Source organism: Alcaligenes aquatilis (genome assembly GCF_003076515.1).
Taxonomy (GTDB): domain Bacteria; phylum Pseudomonadota; class Gammaproteobacteria; order Burkholderiales; family Burkholderiaceae_B; genus Alcaligenes; species Alcaligenes aquatilis.
This window is the reverse complement of sequence record NZ_CP022390.1, coordinates 1,536,717-1,551,752: the sequence shown is the minus strand read 5'-3', so window position 1 is coordinate 1,551,752 and position 15,036 is coordinate 1,536,717. Positions and strand designations below refer to the sequence as shown.

Sequence of the window (15,036 nt, the reverse complement as noted above, 5' to 3'; positions counted from 1 at the left end):
TCGCGGCTGCATTTCAAAAAGAGGAACGCAATGGCTACACTTCGTCTGGGTGACCTGGCCCCTGATTTTGAACAAAAATCCTCCGCCGGCACCATCAAATTTCACGAGTTTCTGGGTAATAGCTGGGGCGTCTTGTTCTCCCACCCAGCCGACTTTACGCCTGTGTGCACCACCGAACTGGGTTATACCGCCAAGCTGGCGGACGAGTTCGCCAAGCGCGACGTAAAAGTAATTGCTGTTTCCGTTGATGATGTTGATTCCCACGGCAAGTGGATTGACGATATCAACGAAACTCAAAAAACCACCGTTAATTTCCCCATCCTGGCTGACGCGGATCGCAAGGTGTCGGATCTGTACGATATGATCCACCCCAATGCCAGCACCACCGTGACAGTGCGTTCGGTGTTTATCATCGACCCTGCCAAGAAAGTGCGTCTGATCATTACGTACCCTGCCAGCACGGGCCGCAACTTCAACGAAATTCTGCGCGTGATCGATTCCCTGCAACTGACCGACAGCCACAGCGTGGCTACGCCAGTGAACTGGGAAGACGGCGACGATGTGATTATCGTTCCTAGCCTGAAAGATCCTGAAGTTCTGAAGCAGAAGTTCCCTAAAGGCTACACCGAGATTCGTCCCTACCTGCGTGTGACGCCTCAGCCTAACAAGTAATTGCTACTTGGCCTTTAGGCTCAGACAGAAAGCCCTCCTGCTTATGGCACGAGGGCTTTTTTGTGGGCATCGTTACGGTATGGAACTACTGTGCAAAGCACTGGATGCAAGTGGCTTTTCAGTCGCGAAGACGGTTAGGGCTGGGATGGTACGCTTTATGGCCAATTGGCTGTAAGTGGTGTCAGGACTGGGTTTGCAGTGTGTCAGTGGGGCAAGCGCAACATCATGATAGGTACTGATTGCACTGGTTGCTGGTTTTAAGTACAGTACTGTATAAGAAAACAGTAAATGGAGTTAGCCATGTCTAGTCCAAGCCGTCATTACCGTCCGCAAGCCACTCCACGTTTCCGTGGCCCGGTTCGCTCTGCAGCTTCTTCCAGTCCATTTAACAAGCCCTTGTCTTTCAAAGCCAAGGTCATGGATGTGTGTTTGGTTGCTGTGTGGGGTGCCAGTATTCCTGGCTTGTTATGGTTGGGCAGCATGGGCGGGTTTTGAAGCCACGTCCTTGTGCTGCTCCAGAGGGGGCGATCAGGGCACCAGTTGTGTCCAGTCGTTTGACAGGAAGCGGTCGCGTGCCAGTTTTTCGGCCTGTTCCAATGTTGAAGTGGGTAGTGTGCCGGGTTTAAGAGCCGTCTTTTTGCGGAATATATCCAGCATGGCTTCTATAACCGCTTCACGGCTCATACCTGTTTGGCTGCGGATAGGGTCCACGCGTTTCTTGGCACTGGTGGTGCCTTTGTCTGAGAGCTTTTCTTTGCCGATGCGTAGAACTTCCAACATCTTGTCAGCATCAATGTCGTAGGCCATGGTGACATGATGCAAGACGGCATTGCCACGTCGTGCTTGTGCGGCACCCCCAATTTTTCCACCGGCGCTGGTAATGTCGTTCAGCGGTTGGTACCAGGCATCAATACCAATGTCGCGCAGGGCTTCAATGACCCATGAGTCCAGAAACTCGTAGGACTCCTGAAAGGTCATGCCGGCTACAAATTGTTTGGGCACGCTAAGCGAATAGGTAATGGTATTGCCAGGTTCGATAAACATGGCGCCACCGCCACTGATGCGACGCACCACACGAATACCGTGATGGGCGGCGGCCTCGGCTTCAATTTCATTTCGCAGGGACTGGAAACGTCCAATTACTACAGCAGCTTCCTGCCACTCCCAGATACGCAGGGTAGGGGCGCGGGTGCCTTCACTGACTTCCTGGGTAATAATTTCATCCAGCGCCATATGCAGGGCAGCGGGCTGCGGCTCCATATGGATCAGCTCCCAAGGCAACTCGTTCCAGCTCATCATGCCAAGGCCCTCCGCACGACCACGCCAATCGCCTGCGAGTCCAGGCCGAACATATCGATGTTGGTAGGTAGGGCGCGGCTAACGTGAGCCGCAATTTCTTCGGCGCTGCTATTGACGGACAAGCCCTGTAGGGCTTGATTGATCAGGCCCAGTGCTTCGGGAGGTTCCAGAAAGAAATCGCCGCTCAGTCGTGCTTGTTCGATCATATGGTCTTTGACATCCAGATCGATCACGACCAGCTTGCCGCCAGGAACTTTGTATTCAGCATGCATAGACTGTGTCCTTTAATAAGGTCGGCCCTTTTTGCCAAGGGAGAGGCGAAGCGAGTAAATCTGCGCTTTTACTGCGTTTAATACAGGGGCATGATGCCCAAAGTGTCGTATTTTAACGTAGTTAAACGCCTGGAAACGCAGCCGTAATCACTCAAAAGGCTTGGTGATTTAAGCCTTTTACTGATAGAATCATTGGCTAATCATTTTTTCATCCTCTGTCAGCGCGATTTTTATAATGTGTGCGGCTGATACGATGGTTTTGGAGTCAATCGTGGATTTGATCGCTATTCTTGAGCAAGAAGAAATCCAGCGCCTGACCGGTGGCAAGCTGCCTCCCGAGTTCGGTCCTGGTGACACTGTTGTTGTGAACGTAAACGTGGTTGAAGGTACACGCAAGCGCGTGCAGGCTTACGAAGGCGTGGTTATTGGCCGTCGCAACCGTGGTCTGAATTCTGCTTTCACCGTTCGCAAGATTTCTTCTGGCGAAGCCGTTGAGCGTACATTCCAACTGTATTCCCCGCAGATCGCCAGCATCGAAGTCAAGCGCCGTGGCGCTGTACGTCGTGCTAAACTGTACTATCTGCGCGAACGCTCGGGTAAAGCCGCTCGCATCAAAGAAAAACTCGTTCGTCGTTCGGGTAACTAATCCCCTAGCGAACAGCGATGCAAAGGCACCCAGGCGGGTGCCTTTGTCTTTATGTGGGATCACTACCCGTTCTTATGGATAAGCCTCGTATCAGGCCCGTTATCGTTCCTGGGTTCGACCCTCGCAGCCAGCCCCTGGTTGCATTAGACGCTTTGCCTGAATTGCCTGCTCAGGCCCAGCAACTGGATTTTCTGCGTAGTGCCTTTGCCCAGCCCATCCAGTGGCAGGTCGAGCCGTTGTTTCGCGGCTCCTTTTATCCAGAGTTTTTGCCCGGTTCCATGAATGTGCGCTCCGCCGTGTGTATTGGCGTGATGCAGCGCCCGGAGGGGCCCACCGTCATTTTTACACGTCGGGCCATGCATTTGCATAACCATGCTGGGCAGATCAGTTTTCCTGGTGGGCGTATCGAGGCGTCGGATCTGGGGCCCGTAGAAGCGGCCCTGCGTGAAACCCAGGAAGAGATCGGCATCGAGCCGCGCTTTGTGCGTTACCTGGGTCAGCATCCTATTTTTGTCACCAGTACCCAGTTTGCAATGCGCCCCATTATTGGCGAGTTGCAAGAGGGCTTTCAGGTCTTGCCCGATAGTTCCGAAGTGGCCGAGGTTTTTGAAGTGCCCTTGTCGGTCTTGTTAGACCCGCAGCGCCATCAGTTGCACCACGCGGATTTGCCGGATGGGGCGGGACGCTATTACTTTTCGATTCCTTGGGGCTCATATTTTATCTGGGGTGCCACAGCGGTCTTGATCCGCAATCTCTACCACCATTTGTCGGCTGCCTGGGTGCAGTTGTCCGCTGGCGGGGATACTCGGTCCAACGGCCTGTAATCAGGCCCGTCAAGCGGGCACTCTGGCAGCGGATCAGCGGATCCTGCCTTCAAAAAAAAGGGGCATTGTGTTTCGCCCCTCATTCCCTTAATAACGTGGCTTGTTTTCGTGCTCGGCCAGTAGTCGTTGGTATAGCGCGTGCCGCTCAGGGTGGATGCTGCCTGCTTCGATAGCGGCCAGTACGCCACAGCCCGGCTCATGCCTGTGGGTGCAGTTATAAAAGCGGCAGGACTCCACGGCTTTGCGAAAGTCGGGGAAACCGTGCGCAATATCTTCCTGTGTCATGTGCGACAGGCCAAAGGCCTGGAAACCGGGGCTGTCGATCAGGTCGCCGCTATTGGGCAGGTGATACAGGCGGGTACTGGTGGTGGTATGGCGGCCTGCGCCTAAAGCTTGCGAGTATTCCTGGGTCAGCGCGCCTGCTTCCGGGACCAGAGCATTGAGCAGGGTGGATTTGCCCATGCCGCTTTGTCCCAGCAGCAAGGTGCGTTTGTTCGCCAGCCAAGGGGCCAAGGCTGCGCGAGTCTGTTCCGGTTCCAGTGCGACCATTTCCAGAATAGGCACGCCCAAAGCGGCGATGGGGGCCAGCTTGGCGCGCGCACGTTCCAGGTGAGTGCTCAGATCAGCCTTGTTCAGAATAATCACCGGCTCAATATCTACACTCCAGGCCGCGACCAGGGCGCGCCCCAGCAAGTCTTCGGCATAAGCGGGTTCGGGCGCGACCACAATGAGAAGCTGATCGATATTGGCCGCAAACTGCTTGGTGCGGAAATCGTCAGAGCGATACAGCAGATTGCGTCGCTCCTGCACCGCTTCAATAGAGCCTTCTCCTTTGGCCTGCATCAGTACATTGACCTGATCGCCAACCGCAATTCCGGCTTTTTTTCCGCGTGGAAAGCACTTGATGGTTTCGCCATCAGGCAGCTCGACAAAGTAGTGGCGACCGTGGGCGGCAGTCACAAGACCGCTAATGTATTTGGATGTCATGCCAGGCTTTTCAGGTGTCGGATGCGATCAATCGCGTTGGGGTGGCTATCGTAAAAGGCAGAGTGCACAGGGTCGGGTGTCAGGGTTGCGGCATTGTCGTTATAGAGCTTGAGCAGGGCGCTGATCAAGTCTTGGGCCTGGCTGTGCTGGGCGGCAAAGCTGTCGGCCTGATACTCATCCCGGCGCGAGAGCAGGGCGCTCAAGGGGCCCATCCAGAAGGTGAAGGTGGGTACCACCATGAAGAACAGGATCAGAGCCAGGGCATCGTTGGGGCGGCCCAGTTGTGGAATGACGCCCAGCCCGGTATAAAAACCCACCTTGCCCCAGGCCCAGCCAGCCAGCAGGAAAAAGATCAGGGATGTGAGCACGCTGATCAGCAGGCGACGTTGTATATGGCGATGTTTGAAGTGACCCAGCTCATGCGCCAGCACGGCTTCCACTTCTTCGGGTTGCAGCTTGTTTAGCAAGGTATCAAAAAATACGATGCGCTTTTGGCGACCCAGGCCGGTGAAGTACGCATTGCCATGGGCGGAGCGGCGCGAGCCATCCATTACGTACAAGCCATTGGTCTGAAAGCCGCAACGCTGCGCCAGGGCATTGATGCGCTCACGCAGGCTGGTATCTTCCAGCGGTTTGAACGTATTGAAAATGGGGGCGATAACACGCGGGTACAGCCACAGCACTAGCAGGTTGAAAACCAGCCACAGTCCCCAGCCGTACCAGGGCCAGGATGGGCCAGCCCAATCCATCAGACTGAGCAGGGCGGCACACAAGGGGGTACCCAGAATCAGGATGATAAGCAGCGTTTTTGCGATATCGGCAAAGAACAGCGCGGGCTTCATGCGGTTAAAACCAAAGCGTGCTTCCAGTACAAATTTGCGATACCAGGCAAAAGGTAGGCCCACGACACCCATAATCGCTAATACCGCGCCAATCAGGGCGAGCTGACGCAGCAGCTCATGGCTGATCCAGTTGCCCAGCGTGACATCCAGCCATTGCAAGCCTCCCAGCAGCGTAAAGCCTAGCAGCACCAGGGCTTCGACCAGACGCTCGCTCAAGCCCAGTCGGGTGCGTGCGATGGTGTAGCGCGCTGCACGTTGATGGCTATGCAGGCCAATGCGTTCGGAAAACTCGGCAGGCACCTCGTTTTGATGACGATAAACGTGCCGGATCTGGCGCAGGCCTAGATAAAAGCGCAGCAAAACGTCTGCAAGCAGAAAGATAATGAACAACAAGGTCAGCATGTAGGTGGCTATATGTAAAATGGGCGTTTTGAGGAATGATTATATGGCGGTTCATACACAGCGTCTGGTCTGGCTCGATATGGAGATGACAGGACTGGATCCGGACAAAGAGCGCATCATTGAAGTTGCGGTCGTGGTAACAGAAGCAGACTTGACTCTGGTGGCCGAAGGCCCGGTTCTGGTGGTTCATCAAAGCAATGCATTGCTCGATGGCATGGACGCCTGGAACAAGGGTACGCATGGCCGCAGTGGCCTGATCGACAAGGTCAAAGCTTCTACCCTGACCGAGGCGCAGGCCGAGGACCAGTTGCTGGACTTCCTGAAAGAGCACGTACCGGCTGGCAAATCGCCTTTGTGCGGCAATACCATCAGTCAGGACCGCCGTTTCATGTACCGCTACATGCCCCGCCTGGAAGCCTTCTTTCACTACCGTAATCTGGATGTCAGTACGCTCAAAGAGCTGGCCTTGCGTTGGAAGCCTGAAGTGGTTAAAAGTTTCGTCAAGCAAAGCCGTCACGAGGCCTTGGCCGATATTTATGAGTCGATTGATGAATTGAAACACTACCGCGAGCACTTCATCCGTCTGTAAGCAGCAAGAACAGGCAAGGCCGATGTTGCGCGGGTCCGAGCCAGATAGGTAATCGGGCAGCCTGTTCTAGGTGGGGGCGCTTTGGCTGGATTAAAACCGAGGATAGCGATTTGTCGCTCCTCGGTTTTTTTACGTCTAAGTATTTACCCTTAAAGTATCTGTTCTGGGCTCATATGATACGGTTTTGCAATTGACATCACATTTTTCGTATTAAATAATGAAGTGTATATGGTTTGCGTCGAAACAAAATTTGTTTGGGCGCTTTCAGCACTCTTACCGGGGATGGTCATGTATGCACAACTTGTAGAGACAGGCGTCAAGCAGGTCCAGGATGTCGAGCAGATGTCCGACGAAGAACGTCGGTTCCAAGAGCGCATCGATGAGGGTGTCCGCATCGAAGCCAGGGACTGGATGCCCGAAGCCTATCGCAAAACCTTGGTGCGCCAGATCTCTCAGCACGCGCACTCCGAGGTCGTCGGGATGCTGCCTGAAGGCAACTGGATTACCCGCGCCCCTTCGCTCAAACGCAAAGCCATCTTGATGGCCAAGGTGCAGGATGAGGCCGGTCACGGTCTGTACCTGTACAGCGCTGCCGAAACACTGGGCGTAGGCCGTGACAAGCTGGTCGATGACTTGCTGTCGGGCAAAGCTAAGTATTCCAGCATTTTTAATTACCCCACACTGAACTGGGCCGATATCGGCATGATCGGCTGGCTGGTTGACGGCTCGGCCATCATTAACCAGATTCCGCTGTGCCGTTGCTCCTATGGTCCTTACGCCCGTGCCATGGTACGTGTGTGCAAGGAAGAATCCTTCCACCAGCGCCAGGGTTACGACTTGCTGCTCCAGATGTGCTTGCATGGCACGCCCGAGCAAAAGGCGATGGTTCAGGATTCCATCAACCGCTGGTGGTGGCCTGCCTTGATGATGTTCGGTCCTTCCGATGCGGACTCCACCAACAGCGCTCAGTCCATGCAGTGGAAAATCAAGCTGTTCTCCAACGACGAACTTCGTCAGAAGATGGTGGATCAGACCGTACCTCAGGCCGAGTACCTGGGCCTGACCATTCCCGACCCTGATCTGCGCTGGAACGAAGAGCGCGGTCACTACGACTTTGGCGAGATTGACTGGGAAGAATTCTGGGCAGTGATCAAGGGCAATGGTCCCTGTAATCGTGAGCGACTCCAAGCCCGAGTCCAGGCCCACGAAAATGGCGCCTGGTTCCGTGATGCACTGGATGCCCATGCCCAAAAGCAGGAAGGCGTCCGCAAGGTAGCCTGATCATCAAGGCTAAGAAGCCGGTACGGTTTCTGATTCGATCCGATTCGCAGCAGGCGCTTTGACAGCACTGCTGCACAGCAAGGAATTTTCAGTTATGAGCAAGAACGATTGGCCCCTGTGGGAAGTTTTCATTCGCAGCCAGCACGGCCTGGCCCACAAACATGTGGGCAGCCTGCACGCTCCGGACGCCGAAATGGCGATTAACAATGCCCGCGATGTGTACACCCGCCGTAATGAAGGCGTGAGCATCTGGGTCGTGCGTGCCGCCGATATCGCGGCCTCCAGCCCTGGCGACAAAGGCCCGCTGTTCGAGCCTTCCAACAGCAAGGTCTACCGCCACCCTACTTTTTTTCCAATGCCTGACGGCATCAATATGTAGGAACCGGCATGGATAAAGCCCTGTTTTCTTACGCCCTGCGCATGGGCGATTCCACCTTGGTGCTGGCACAGCGTCTGGGTGAGTGGACTGGCCACGGCCCGGCTCTGGAAGAAGAGTTGGCCTGTGCCAATACCGCACTGGACCTGTTGGGTCAGGCTCGCATGTGGCTGACTCTGGCTGGCGAAACCGAAGGCCAGGGCCGTGACGAAGATCGTCTGGCCTATCACCGTGATGTTCACGAGTACACCAACTACCTGCTGGTCGAGCGCGAGAATGGTCACTATGGCGACACGCTGGCACGTCAGTTTCTGTTTGATGCCTGGCATTGCTTCCTGCTGGAGGAGTTGATCGAATCCAGCGACGAGCAGATTCGTGAAATTGCCCAGAAGGCGCATAAGGAAGTGCTGTATCACCTGCGGCGCTCGACCGACCTGATTGTGCGCCTGGGCGATGGTACGCCAGAGAGCCACAAACGCATGCAGCAAGCCATTGATGATGCCTGGTTCTATCTGGGTGAGTTGTTTCTGGATGACGAGATCACCGAGGAACTGGCTCAGCGCCAAGCCGTGCCTTTGATGGCCAGTCTGTGGCAGCCTTGCCTGGAATACATCCAAAATGCGCTCGAGCGTGCCACCTTGCGTTGCCCGGCCGAGCAGGATGCTCAGCACAAGGCTTATCGCGGTGGTCCACAAGGCCGTCACACGGAAGCGTTAGGGTATCTGCTGGCGGAAATGCAGCATCTGCCACGTATGTACCCCGACGCCACTTGGTGATCGTCATGACACAGACCTGGAGCACCGAGCAGGTCATGCAAGTATTGGCCACGGTTCCAGATCCGGAGATCCCCGTGATCTCCTTGCTGGACCTGGGCATTGTGCGTGACGTGAATTGGGAGCAGGGCGTGTGTGTGGTCACCATCACACCGACTTACTCCGGTTGTCCGGCGATGTACGAGATGAGCCACTCGATTGAACAGGCTTTGCAACAGGCCGGTATCGAGCAGGTTCGGGTAGAGACCAAGTTGTCACCGGCCTGGACGACCGATTGGATGAGCGAGCAGGGCAAAGTGGCCTTGCGCGACTACGGTATCGCTCCTCCGGCCCAAAGTGCAGTTGATATTTCTGGTTTGCTGCGTCAGCCCGAGGCGCCCGTGGTGGCCTGTCCTCAATGCGGCTCCACGCATACACGGGTAATCAGCCAGTTTGGCTCTACACCCTGTAAGGCGCTGTATCGCTGCATCAGCTGCGGTGAACCATTCGATTACTTTAAGGCGCATTAGTCCTATGAGTCAGTTTTATTCCCTTCCTGTGGCCTCGGTCTCCCGCAGCACCCGCGATGCCGTGGTGGTGGCTTTTACCGTGCCCGACGATTTGCAGGATGTGTTTCAGTTCCGCCCCGGTCAGTACCTGACCTTGCGCACCCATCTGGACGGCCAGGAACTGCGCCGCTCCTATTCGATCTGTGCGGCACCGCACGACCGTTTGCTGCGCGTGGCGATCAAGCGTGTCAATGATGGGGCGTTCTCCACGTGGGCCAACAGCCATCTGGAAGCGGGTGCCACCCTGGAAGTCATGCCACCTGATGGCAACTTTACCGTGGACTTTGATCCCAGCCAGGCCCATCGTTACGCCGCCTTTGCGGTCGGTAGTGGTATTACCCCGATTCTGTCGCTGGTGAAAACCGCGCTGGATACCGAGCCAAAATCGACCTTCACGCTGTTTTTCGGTAATCGCGCTTCCTCGGCCATCATGTTCCGCGAAGAGATCGAGGACCTGAAAAACACCTATATGGAACGTTTCTCCATCGTGTATATCATGAGCCGGGAAACGCAGGATATTGACTTGTTCAACGGTCGTCTGGACGGCGAAAAAGTACGTCAGCTAATGCAGCAATGGTTCGATCCCGCCAGTGTGGATGTGGCCTTTGTCTGCGGTCCCCAGGACATGAGCGAGCAGGTGGTTGCCGCCTTGCAGGAAAATGGCCTGGAAAAATCCCAGATCAAGTTCGAGCTGTTCGGTGCCCCTAAAGGCCCGCGTGCCTTGCGTACGGGCGAGGAGTCGCGCAAGGCTCCGGGTAAGGAAGAGTGTGAACTGACCGTGATTCAGGATGGCATTACTCGCAACCTGACCATCAGCAAGAGCAACAGCAGTATTTTGGATGCGGCACTGGAGCAAGGGCTGGAGTTGCCTTATTCCTGTAAGGGTGGGGTTTGTTCTACCTGCCGTTGCAAAGTGGTAGAGGGCGAAGTGGACATGGACGCCAACTTTGCACTGGAAGATTACGAAGTAGCCCGCGGTTTCGTGCTCAGTTGTCAAAGCTTTCCGGTGACCGACCGGGTGGTCATTGACTTCGATCAGGAAACCTAAGACCGCAGCGAACAAGCGGTTTTCCAAGAATTTGGACGCCAGCTTCCCAGCTTGGCGTCCTACTAGTTTCAGGAGCACATTGTATGGCAGCAGATTTTTTCAAAACGCATCAGGCGACGCTGGATCACGCGTTGAGCAGCATTCTGGAGCGCAACTTCTGGAGCGCTTATCCTGAAAATCCCAGCCCGCGCGCCTACGGCGAAACTGCGGCTCAGGATGGTCAGGCTGCTTTTGAAGCCTACCGCGGCAAAGCTTTTCCTTTGACGCTGGAAGGCGCCCAAGGAGAAGTGGGCAATGAGCAATCGCCTTTTGGTTTTGATCTGGGCATTCGTTACCCCAAAGTTCCCGTGGATCAATTGTTGGCCCAGTCGCAACTGGCGCTGGACAGCTGGCGTGACGCTGGCCCGCAAGCCTGGGTTGGTATCTGCCTGGAAATTCTGCATCGCTTGAACCAGCGCAGCTTCGAGATTGCTCACGCTGTGCAGCACACCACGGGCCAGGGCTTCATGATGGCCTTCCAGGCCGGTGGCCCTCACGCTCAGGAGCGTGCGCTGGAAGCTGTGGCCTATGCCTGGCAGGAAATGTCCCGTATCCCTGGTCTGGTTGACTGGATCAAGCCCCAGGGCAAGCACGATCCCATCCAGATGAAGAAGCAGTTCAAGGTGGTGCCCCGTGGCGTAGGTCTGGTGATTGGTTGCTCCACCTTCCCGACCTGGAACGGTTATCCAGGCCTGTTTGCTTCCCTGGCTACCGGCAACACCGTGATTGTGAAGCCGCATCCTGGCGCAATCCTGCCTTTGGCCATTACCGTTGCCGTCGCCCGCGATGTGCTGGCCGAAGCCGGTTTCAATCCTAATGTGGTCTTGCTGGCCGCTCACGAGCCTCAAGAAGACACCGCCCAGCAACTGGCCATGAACAAGGCCGTCAAGCTGATCGACTTTACCGGCAGCAGCCAGAACGGTAACTGGCTGGAAGAAAATGCTCGCCACGCTTTGGTCTACACCGAAAAAGCCGGTGTGAACCAGGTCATTATTGATTCGGTTGATGATTTCAAGGCTGTTGCCCGCAATCTGGCTTTCTCCTTTGCGCTGTATTCCGGCCAGATGTGTACCGCTCCTCAAAACATCTATGTGCCTCGCGATGGTATCCGTACTGCCGATGGCGTGATGAGCTTTGATGAAGTCGCTCAAGGTTTGGCACAAGCCGTGCAAAAGCTGGTGTCCGATCCGGCCCGTGCCGTTGAAATTACCGGCGCCGTGCAAAACGAAGCCTGCGCACAGCGTATTGATCAGGCTCGCCAACTGGGCATGCCTATCCTGGCTGACAGCCAGACGCTGGAACACCCCGCATTTCCCGGTGCCCGCGTACGCACACCGCTGGTCTTGCAGGCCCGAGTGGACCAGCCCGAGATCCAGCAAGAGTGGTTTGGCCCCATCGTGTTTGTGGTGCAAACCGATTCGACCGAGCAAAGCATTGAAGTGGCCGGTCGCAACGTGATTGAGCACGGTGCTCTGACCTTGTCGGCTTACAGCACCGATGATGCGGTGACCGCCAAGATCCAGCGCATGGCCGAGCGTTCCGGCGTGTCTCTGTCCCTGAACCTGACCGGAGCTGTGTTCATCAACCAGACCGCCGCTTACAGCGACTTCCACGGCACGGGCGCCAACCCGGCCGCTAACGCATCCCTGTCGGATTCGGCCTATGTTGCTAATCGTTTCCGTGTCGTTCAGACTCGCTGGCATTTCTAAAGGAGGGTGGCCAGGTGACTGACCAAAGTATTCAATTTCAGCTGGAAAATGGCGTAGCACGCATTACCTTGAATCGTCCCGACAAGCTCAACAGCTTTACGGCCGATATGCACGGTGAGCTGGCTCAGGCCCTGGATAAAGTCGAACAGTGCACCGATTTGCGTGTACTGATTCTGACGGGTAATGGCCGTGGCTTTTGCGCGGGTCAGGATTTGTCCGAGCGTCAGATGAGCGCCGGTGATGCTCCCGTGGATTTGGGTGCCACCATTGAAAAATTCTATGCACCGCTGGTGCGTCGTCTGCGCGCGCTGGCGGCCCCTGTGGTGGTCGGCGTCAATGGTGTGGCAGCCGGTGCCGGAGCCAACCTGGCCTTGGCCGGTGACATCGTGATCGCCACCCGCTCGGCGAGCTTCATCCAGCCTTTCTGCCGTCTGGGCCTCTTGCCCGATACCGGCGGTACCTTCTTCTTGCCGCGTCTGGTGGGTACAGCGCGTGCCATGGGGCTGTCTTTGCTGGGCGATAAGCTCTCGGCCGAGCAGGCAGCTCAGTGGGGCCTGATCTGGGAATGTGTGGATGACGACGCGTTTCAGGCTCGCCTGAATGAGCTGGCAGCTCATTTTGCACAGGCGCCGACCAAAGGTCTGGCCTATGCCAAGAAAGCAATTTATGCCAGTGATGCCCATTCGCTTGATCAACAGCTGGATCTGGAGCGCGACTTGATGCGTGAACTGGGTGCATCCGAGGATTATCGCGAGGGTGTTAATGCATTCCTGGGCAAACGTGCCCCCCAATTCAAAGGAAAGTAATGCAAAGCAACGCACTTGCTGTTGAAGACCCACAAACGCTGGCCCAACAGGTCAGCGAGCATATGTATGGCAATGACCAGGCCTCTCAGGGCCTGGGCCTGAGCCTGGACAGCGTGGCACCGGGTGCAGCCAATATGAGCATGACGGTGCGCGCCGACATGCTCAACGGCCACAAGACCTGTCACGGTGGTTTCATCTTTGCCTTGGCTGACAGCACCTTTGCGTTTGCCTGCAATTCTCGCAATGCACCGACGGTTGCGTCCGGTTGCACTATCGATTACTTGGCACCTGCTTTTGAAGGGGATGTCCTGACAGCTCGCGCTGTCGAGGCGTCCCTGGCAGGCCGCACCGGTGTCTACGACATCGAGGTGGTCAACCAGAACGACAAGCGCATTGCCTTGTTCCGTGGGCGCTCGTACCGGCTAAATGGCACGGTATTGGGCGGGATTGAAAAAAATAATTTTTGACGATACATACCCTGTGGACCCCGGGGGGGTCGGTAGTACCACACCAGCGGCAGGGCAGGAGTACACCATGACAGCAATTAAAGAACAGGTTGGCCGCGATGCCATCGAGCATGCCAGTGTTGACGAAATCCGTAACGTGCAACTGGAACGTCTGAAATGGACGCTAAAGCATGCTTACGACAATGTGCCGCATTACCGGCAGAAATTTGATGAAGCGGGCGTACACCCCGACGATTTGAAGCAGTTGTCGGATATTTCCAAGTTCCCCTTCACGACCAAGCAAGATTTGCGTGACAACTACCCCTTCAAGATGTTTGCGGTTCCCCGTGAGCAGGTAGCACGTGTTCACGCTTCCAGCGGCACCACGGGCAAGCCTACCGTGGTTGGCTATACCGCGAAGGACATTTCCACCTGGGCAGACTTGTTTGCCCGTTCCATGTGGGCGGCCGGTGCCCGTCCCGGTGACATTGCTCACGTGGCTTACGGCTACGGCCTGTTCACCGGCGGTCTGGGTGCGCATTACGGTGCCGAGCGTCTGGGGTGTACCGTGGTCCCCATGTCCGGTGGCCAGACTGAAAAACAAGTTCAGCTGATTCAGGATTTCCGTCCCGACGTGATTCTTGTGACCCCCTCGTACTTCTGCAATATCGTCGAAGAGATTGAGCGTCAGGGTATGGACCCACGCGATACCTCCCTGCGTATCGGTATTTTTGGTGCCGAGCCCTGGACAGGCCAGATGCGCCTGGACATTGAGCAGCGTGCCGGTATTGATGCCGTGGACATCTACGGTCTGTCCGAAGTGATGGGCCCAGGCGTGGCCATGGAGTGTGTGGAAAGCAAGGACGGCCCAGTGGTGTGGGAAGACCATTTCTACCCGGAAATCATCAACCCTGAAACCGGCGAACCGGTGGCCGAGGGCGAAAGCGGTGAGTTGGTCTTTACCTCCTTGAGCAAGGAAGCCATGCCTGTCATTCGCTACCGCACTCGCGATTTGACACAGTTGTTGCCTCCTACTTCGCGTAGCATGCGCCGCATCGGCAAGATCACGGGCCGCAGCGACGATATGTTGATTGTGCGTGGCGTGAACCTGTTCCCGACCCAGGTCGAAGAACTGGTTCTGAAAATGCCTGAGCTGGCTGCCCAATATCAACTGGTTCTGAGCCGTAATGGCAATATGGACGAGCTGGAAATTCTGGTGGAAGTGCGTGCCGAGTTCAATCATTTGAATGAAGCCCAGCGCGAGCAACTGGCCCGTCGTTTGACTCACTCTATCAAGACCTTTATCGGTGTCAGCGCACGTATCCGGGTGCAGTCCTCCGGCATGGTCGAGCGTACCGTAACCGGTAAAGCCAAACGCGTGATCGACAAGCGCGCGTTCTGAACGTGCCTGGCCTGAAGTAAAAAAACGGCTCTGCCCAGGCAGGGCCGTTTTTGTATTCGGCGCTCTCACGGTATC

General features: G+C 55.9%; 18 protein-coding genes. 14 read left to right on the top strand and 4 right to left on the bottom strand.

Annotation, left to right across the window (positions count from 1 at the left end):
- The first annotated feature begins 30 nt into the window (after positions 1–30).
- Positions 31–672 (top strand): peroxiredoxin, encoded by a 642-nt coding sequence (locus CA948_RS07160; protein WP_094197112.1) that lies wholly within the window; start codon positions 31–33, stop codon positions 670–672.
- 300 nt (positions 673–972) lie between these two features.
- Positions 973–1,167 carry a hypothetical protein gene (locus CA948_RS07155; RefSeq protein ID WP_094197111.1) on the top strand — a complete coding sequence of 65 codons (195 nt, stop codon included), beginning with the start codon at positions 973–975 and terminating at the stop codon, positions 1,165–1,167.
- Between the two features lie 33 nt (positions 1,168–1,200).
- Here CA948_RS07155 and CA948_RS07150 read toward each other — a convergent pair whose 3' ends face one another.
- Positions 1,201–1,971: a lipoate--protein ligase family protein gene (locus CA948_RS07150; RefSeq protein ID WP_162496895.1), complete on the bottom strand. Its 771-nt coding sequence runs from the start codon at positions 1,969–1,971 to the stop codon at positions 1,201–1,203.
- Positions 1,968–2,243, bottom strand: coding sequence for a lipoate-protein ligase small subunit (locus tag CA948_RS17665; protein ID WP_162496894.1), 276 nt, complete (start codon positions 2,241–2,243; stop codon positions 1,968–1,970). Before CA948_RS17665 ends, CA948_RS07150 begins: the two co-directional genes overlap by 4 nt.
- Positions 2,244–2,514: 271 nt before the next feature.
- On the opposite strand from CA948_RS17665, the gene rplS reads away from it, so the two are divergent.
- Positions 2,515–2,889 carry a 50S ribosomal protein L19 gene (gene rplS / locus CA948_RS07145; RefSeq protein WP_094197110.1) on the top strand — a complete coding sequence of 125 codons (375 nt, stop codon included), beginning with the start codon at positions 2,515–2,517 and terminating at the stop codon, positions 2,887–2,889.
- A gap of 152 nt (positions 2,890–3,041) precedes the next feature.
- The gene (locus CA948_RS07140; protein ID WP_094198382.1) at positions 3,042–3,713 is read left to right on the top strand and encodes an NUDIX hydrolase; all 672 of its coding nucleotides are present in this window, start codon (positions 3,042–3,044) and stop codon (positions 3,711–3,713) included.
- Between the two features lie 87 nt (positions 3,714–3,800).
- Here CA948_RS07140 and rsgA read toward each other — a convergent pair whose 3' ends face one another.
- Complete coding sequence (gene rsgA / locus CA948_RS07135) at positions 3,801–4,700, bottom strand: ribosome small subunit-dependent GTPase A (protein ID WP_108727672.1); 900 nt, start codon at positions 4,698–4,700, stop codon at positions 3,801–3,803.
- Entirely contained in the window at positions 4,697–5,944 is a 1,248-nt protein-coding gene (locus tag CA948_RS07130; RefSeq protein WP_108727671.1) for a M48 family metallopeptidase, read from the bottom strand. Before CA948_RS07130 ends, rsgA begins: the two co-directional genes overlap by 4 nt.
- Positions 5,945–5,987: 43 nt before the next feature.
- On the opposite strand from CA948_RS07130, the gene orn reads away from it, so the two are divergent.
- The 10 genes from orn to paaK all read left to right on the top strand — a co-directional run bounded on the left by orn (position 5,988) and on the right by paaK (position 14,961).
- Positions 5,988–6,533 (top strand): oligoribonuclease, encoded by a 546-nt coding sequence (gene orn / locus CA948_RS07125; protein WP_094197107.1) that lies wholly within the window; start codon positions 5,988–5,990, stop codon positions 6,531–6,533.
- A gap of 288 nt (positions 6,534–6,821) precedes the next feature.
- Entirely contained in the window at positions 6,822–7,814 is a 993-nt protein-coding gene (gene paaA, locus CA948_RS07120; RefSeq protein ID WP_094197106.1) for a 1,2-phenylacetyl-CoA epoxidase subunit PaaA, read from the top strand.
- A gap of 94 nt (positions 7,815–7,908) precedes the next feature.
- Positions 7,909–8,193, top strand: coding sequence for a 1,2-phenylacetyl-CoA epoxidase subunit PaaB (gene paaB / locus CA948_RS07115; RefSeq protein WP_094197105.1), 285 nt, complete (start codon positions 7,909–7,911; stop codon positions 8,191–8,193).
- 8 nt (positions 8,194–8,201) lie between these two features.
- Entirely contained in the window at positions 8,202–8,966 is a 765-nt protein-coding gene (paaC, locus tag CA948_RS07110; RefSeq protein ID WP_108727670.1) for a 1,2-phenylacetyl-CoA epoxidase subunit PaaC, read from the top strand.
- 5 nt (positions 8,967–8,971) lie between these two features.
- On the top strand, positions 8,972–9,472 hold the full coding sequence (paaD, locus tag CA948_RS07105) for a 1,2-phenylacetyl-CoA epoxidase subunit PaaD (protein ID WP_094198381.1): 501 nt from the start codon (positions 8,972–8,974) through the stop codon (positions 9,470–9,472).
- Positions 9,473–9,476: 4 nt separating this feature from the next.
- The gene (paaE, locus tag CA948_RS07100) at positions 9,477–10,559 is read left to right on the top strand and encodes a 1,2-phenylacetyl-CoA epoxidase subunit PaaE (RefSeq protein ID WP_094197103.1); all 1,083 of its coding nucleotides are present in this window, start codon (positions 9,477–9,479) and stop codon (positions 10,557–10,559) included.
- Between the two features lie 83 nt (positions 10,560–10,642).
- Entirely contained in the window at positions 10,643–12,307 is a 1,665-nt protein-coding gene (gene paaN, locus CA948_RS07095; RefSeq protein WP_094197102.1) for a phenylacetic acid degradation protein PaaN, read from the top strand.
- A 14-nt stretch (positions 12,308–12,321) separates the two neighbouring features.
- Positions 12,322–13,113 carry a 2-(1,2-epoxy-1,2-dihydrophenyl)acetyl-CoA isomerase PaaG gene (paaG, locus tag CA948_RS07090; protein ID WP_094197101.1) on the top strand — a complete coding sequence of 264 codons (792 nt, stop codon included), beginning with the start codon at positions 12,322–12,324 and terminating at the stop codon, positions 13,111–13,113.
- Positions 13,113–13,580, top strand: coding sequence for a hydroxyphenylacetyl-CoA thioesterase PaaI (gene paaI, locus CA948_RS07085; RefSeq protein ID WP_108727669.1), 468 nt, complete (start codon positions 13,113–13,115; stop codon positions 13,578–13,580). The genes paaG and paaI overlap by 1 nt, the downstream gene beginning before the upstream one ends.
- Positions 13,581–13,647: 67 nt before the next feature.
- Positions 13,648–14,961 (top strand): phenylacetate--CoA ligase PaaK, encoded by a 1,314-nt coding sequence (gene paaK / locus CA948_RS07080; protein WP_042481657.1) that lies wholly within the window; start codon positions 13,648–13,650, stop codon positions 14,959–14,961.
- Positions 14,962–15,036: the final 75 nt, after the last annotated feature.

Excerpts from the sequence above, each read along its gene's own strand:
- CA948_RS07160 (WP_094197112.1), top strand. The coding sequence starts at position 31 with ATGGCTACACTTCGTCTGGGTGACCTGGCCCCTGATTTTGAACAAAAA.
- CA948_RS07155 (WP_094197111.1), top strand. The coding sequence starts at position 973 with ATGTCTAGTCCAAGCCGTCATTACCGTCCGCAAGCCACTCCACGTTTC.
- CA948_RS07150 (WP_162496895.1), bottom strand. The coding sequence starts at position 1,971 with ATGATGAGCTGGAACGAGTTGCCTTGGGAGCTGATCCATATGGAGCCG.
- CA948_RS17665 (WP_162496894.1), bottom strand. The coding sequence starts at position 2,243 with ATGCATGCTGAATACAAAGTTCCTGGCGGCAAGCTGGTCGTGATCGAT.
- rsgA (WP_108727672.1), bottom strand. The coding sequence starts at position 4,700 with ATGACATCCAAATACATTAGCGGTCTTGTGACTGCCGCCCACGGTCGC.
- CA948_RS07130 (WP_108727671.1), bottom strand. The coding sequence starts at position 5,944 with ATGCTGACCTTGTTGTTCATTATCTTTCTGCTTGCAGACGTTTTGCTG.
- orn (WP_094197107.1), top strand. The coding sequence starts at position 5,988 with ATGGCGGTTCATACACAGCGTCTGGTCTGGCTCGATATGGAGATGACA.
- paaA (WP_094197106.1), top strand. The coding sequence starts at position 6,822 with ATGTATGCACAACTTGTAGAGACAGGCGTCAAGCAGGTCCAGGATGTC.
- paaB (WP_094197105.1), top strand. The coding sequence starts at position 7,909 with ATGAGCAAGAACGATTGGCCCCTGTGGGAAGTTTTCATTCGCAGCCAG.
- paaC (WP_108727670.1), top strand. The coding sequence starts at position 8,202 with ATGGATAAAGCCCTGTTTTCTTACGCCCTGCGCATGGGCGATTCCACC.
- paaD (WP_094198381.1), top strand. The coding sequence starts at position 8,972 with ATGACACAGACCTGGAGCACCGAGCAGGTCATGCAAGTATTGGCCACG.
- paaE (WP_094197103.1), top strand. The coding sequence starts at position 9,477 with ATGAGTCAGTTTTATTCCCTTCCTGTGGCCTCGGTCTCCCGCAGCACC.
- paaN (WP_094197102.1), top strand. The coding sequence starts at position 10,643 with ATGGCAGCAGATTTTTTCAAAACGCATCAGGCGACGCTGGATCACGCG.
- paaI (WP_108727669.1), top strand. The coding sequence starts at position 13,113 with ATGCAAAGCAACGCACTTGCTGTTGAAGACCCACAAACGCTGGCCCAA.
- paaK (WP_042481657.1), top strand. The coding sequence starts at position 13,648 with ATGACAGCAATTAAAGAACAGGTTGGCCGCGATGCCATCGAGCATGCC.